This window comes from Pseudomonas sp. (assembly GCF_026224925.1).
Classification (GTDB): Bacteria; Pseudomonadota; Gammaproteobacteria; order Pseudomonadales; family Pseudomonadaceae; genus Aquipseudomonas.
Genome location: NZ_JAMFRV010000386.1, coordinates 1 through 2,781, shown reverse-complemented (window position 1 = coordinate 2,781; position 2,781 = coordinate 1). Strand labels below are relative to the sequence as shown.

The 2,781-nt window shown below is 55.4% G+C and carries 3 protein-coding genes and 1 pseudogene; 3 read left to right on the top strand and 1 reads right to left on the bottom strand.

Features of this window, described 5'->3' with window-relative positions; all coding sequences use genetic code 11:
- The 3 genes and pseudogenes from M0974_RS16880 to M0974_RS16870 form a co-directional block, all read left to right on the top strand.
- Window positions 1-756, top strand: a pseudogene (locus tag M0974_RS16880) (glucose-6-phosphate dehydrogenase); the annotation flags it as partial.
- A complete protein-coding gene (gene pgl / locus M0974_RS16875) occupies window positions 743-1,456 on the top strand; it encodes a 6-phosphogluconolactonase (protein WP_297839039.1) in 714 nt (237 codons plus the stop codon). The pseudogene M0974_RS16880 and the gene pgl, both read left to right, overlap by 14 nt.
- Window positions 1,453-2,148 (top strand): bifunctional 4-hydroxy-2-oxoglutarate aldolase/2-dehydro-3-deoxy-phosphogluconate aldolase, encoded by a 696-nt coding sequence (locus tag M0974_RS16870; protein ID WP_297839036.1) that lies wholly within the window; start codon window positions 1,453-1,455, stop codon window positions 2,146-2,148. The genes pgl and M0974_RS16870 overlap by 4 nt, the downstream gene beginning before the upstream one ends.
- Before the next feature lie 128 nt (window positions 2,149-2,276).
- On the opposite strand, the gene M0974_RS16865 is transcribed toward M0974_RS16870, so the two are convergent.
- Complete coding sequence (locus M0974_RS16865; RefSeq protein WP_297839042.1) at window positions 2,277-2,507, bottom strand: DUF3820 family protein; 231 nt, start codon at window positions 2,505-2,507, stop codon at window positions 2,277-2,279.
- Window positions 2,508-2,781: the final 274 nt, after the last annotated feature.

Genomic DNA, 2,781 nt, shown 5'->3' with positions numbered 1-2,781 from the left:
CTGCAACTGCTTTGCCTGATTGCCATGGACCCGCCGAGCGACTTGTCTGCCGACAGTATTCGTGACGAGAAGGTCAAGGTGCTCAAGGCGCTGGTGCCGTTCACCCCGGAACGCCTCGCCACCCAAGTGGTGCGTGGTCAGTACATCGCGGGTTATAGCGAGGGTAAGGCGGTACCGGGTTATCTCGAAGAAGAGAACTCCAATACCCAAAGCGACACTGAAACCTTTGTTGCCCTGCGCGCTGATATTCGTAACTGGCGTTGGGCTGGCGTGCCGTTTTACCTGCGAACTGGCAAACGAATGCCACAAAAGTTGTCGCAGATCGTGATCCATTTCAAAGAACCGCCGCACTATATCTTTGCACCTGAACAACGGATGCAAATCAGCAACAAATTAATCATTCGCTTGCAGCCCGATGAGGGCATTTCCTTGCAGGTGATGACCAAGGATCAAGGCTTGGACAAGGGCATGCAATTGCGCAGCGGTCCTTTGAAATTGGATTTTTCCGACACCTATCGTAGCGCGCGAACCCCCGATGCCTATGAGCGGTTGTTGCTGGAAGTTATGCGTGGCAATCAGAACCTGTTTGTCCGTAAAGATGAAATTGAGTCTGCATGGCAATGGTGTGACCAACTGATCGCGGGCTGGAAAAAGGCGGGCGATGCGCCCAAGCCCTACGCCGCCGGATCGTGGGGGCCGATGAGCTCCATTGCCTTGATAACTCGCGATGGGAGGTCATGGTATGGCGATATATGAATTAGGACTGCCAGAGGGGCTTGTGGCCCACGAGTTCGACAACCCGGCACAGTTGGCCAATGAACTGGCCGCTGCGGTGGCTGAGCAGTTACTCAATGCGATTGCTGCCAACGGCGTAGCAACGTTAGTGGTATCGGGTGGGCGCAGCCCCGTAGCGTTTTTCCAGAGCCTGGCTGCACATGCCCTGGATTGGTCGAAGGTGGTGATCAGCCTGGCCGATGAGCGCTGGGTGCCGGTCGAGCACCCGGACAGTAACGCTGGCTTGTTGAAGCGTTATTTGTTGCAAGGACCGGCCGCGAAAGCTCGCTTTTTGGGGCTCTACAACGCTGCGGCGAACCTCGACGAGGCGGCCACGATTGCTGATCAGGCATTGGCTGAACTACCGGCGATTGACGTGCTGGTATTGGGCATGGGCGATGACGGTCATACCGCCTCGTTGTTCCCCAATAGCCCCAACCTGAGCGAAGCGCTGAACCTTGATAGTCAGCGCCGGTGCCTGCCGATGCTGGCACCGACGGTCCCGCGTCAACGCTTGACCCTGACACGCCAGTTGCTGGCGTCGGCCCGTCTGCCAATCCTGTCCATTTCCGGGCAGGCCAAACTCGACACGTTGCGCGCGGCGGTAGCAGGCGATGACCTCGCCAAGATGCCGATCCGTGCCTTCCTCAATCCCTCGTTAGAGATTTACTGGTGCCCATGAGCAAAGGATCAGCCGCCATGAAGACAATAGAAACCAACTTGCCGCTGAACAGCATGGCGAACAAAATTGTGCAAATCGACGAACTCTGCGCTAAAGCGAAGATTTTGCCGGTGATTACCATCGCCCGTGAACAAGACATTCTGCCATTGGCCGATGCCCTTGCCGCAGGCGGTTTGACCACTCTGGAAGTGACCTTGCGCTCTGCGTTCGGTCTGACTGCAATCCGCGTACTGCGTGAGCAGCGGCCGGAGCTGTGTGTCGGCGCCGGTACTATCCTGGATCGCAAAATGCTTGCCGACGCAGAAGCCGCCGGTGCGCAATTCATCGTGACGCCCGGTTGCACGCAAGATTTGCTATTGGCCGGAACTGAAAGTGAGCTGCCGTTGTTGCCTGGCATCAGCAGCGCATCGGAAATAATGGTCGGTTATGCCTTGGGTTACCGCCGCTTCAAACTGTTCCCGGCAGAGATCAGCGGCGGTGTCGCCGCGATCAAAGCGCTCGGCGGCCCGTTTGTCGACGTGCGTTTCTGCCCCACCGGTGGGGTCAGTCCGGCCAACTTGCAAAGCTACATGGCCTTGCCGAATGTGATGTGCGTTGGCGGGTCGTGGATGCTCGACAACGCCTGGATCAAAAACGGTGATTGGGCGCGAATTCAAGCAGCCAGCGCTGAAGCATTGGCGCTGTTCGATTAACGCAGGGTTGTTGTTGTTGTTGTTGTTGTTGTTGTTGGAAGTGGTTGTTGTATGGCTTTTCACGGGGTGCCTTGGTCGGGCGCCCCGTGTTTTTTTGTGCCATGCAAAAAGCGGCGTGACCTACGCGATCAAGGTCGGAACGGGCGTTTAGTCTTGCGCAATGGATCAAGCAGCGCGCCCAAACCGTTATGGTCAATCTCGTGCATCAGGGCCAGCAGCGCACCCAACTCGCCGTTGGGAAAGCCTTCACGAGCGAACCAATTCAAATATTGCCCAGGCAGATCGGCTATCAGTCGGCCCTTATATTTGCCGTAGGGCATTTCCCGCGTAACCAGTAATTCAAGTTTTTCAGGGTTCATGTGTTCGCCAATCAGTGGGTGCGCCTTCTGCGGCGTGGAGAGAATACGTGCAATCTGCATGCAGGCCAAACGACAGATCTTGCAGAAAGAGCGAGCGTCTTATTTTTTGTATATCTTAACGTATTGAAATTAAACAGATTTTTGTAATCGGAAAGCTGGCACGGTCGCTGCTCTCTCTATAGTCATCATCCACCAAAGAGGAATTGGAAATGACTGATATCAATAAAGAAGCCGTATCGGTGCTTAACGATTTGATCGAAACCAGCAAAGACGG

Bases quoted from the DNA above. Each gene is read 5' to 3' on its own strand.
- pgl (WP_297839039.1), top strand. From the start codon at position 743: ATGGCGATATATGAATTAGGACTGCCAGAGGGGCTTGTGGCCCACGAG.
- M0974_RS16870 (WP_297839036.1), top strand. From the start codon at position 1,453: ATGAGCAAAGGATCAGCCGCCATGAAGACAATAGAAACCAACTTGCCG.
- M0974_RS16865 (WP_297839042.1), bottom strand. From the start codon at position 2,507: ATGAACCCTGAAAAACTTGAATTACTGGTTACGCGGGAAATGCCCTAC.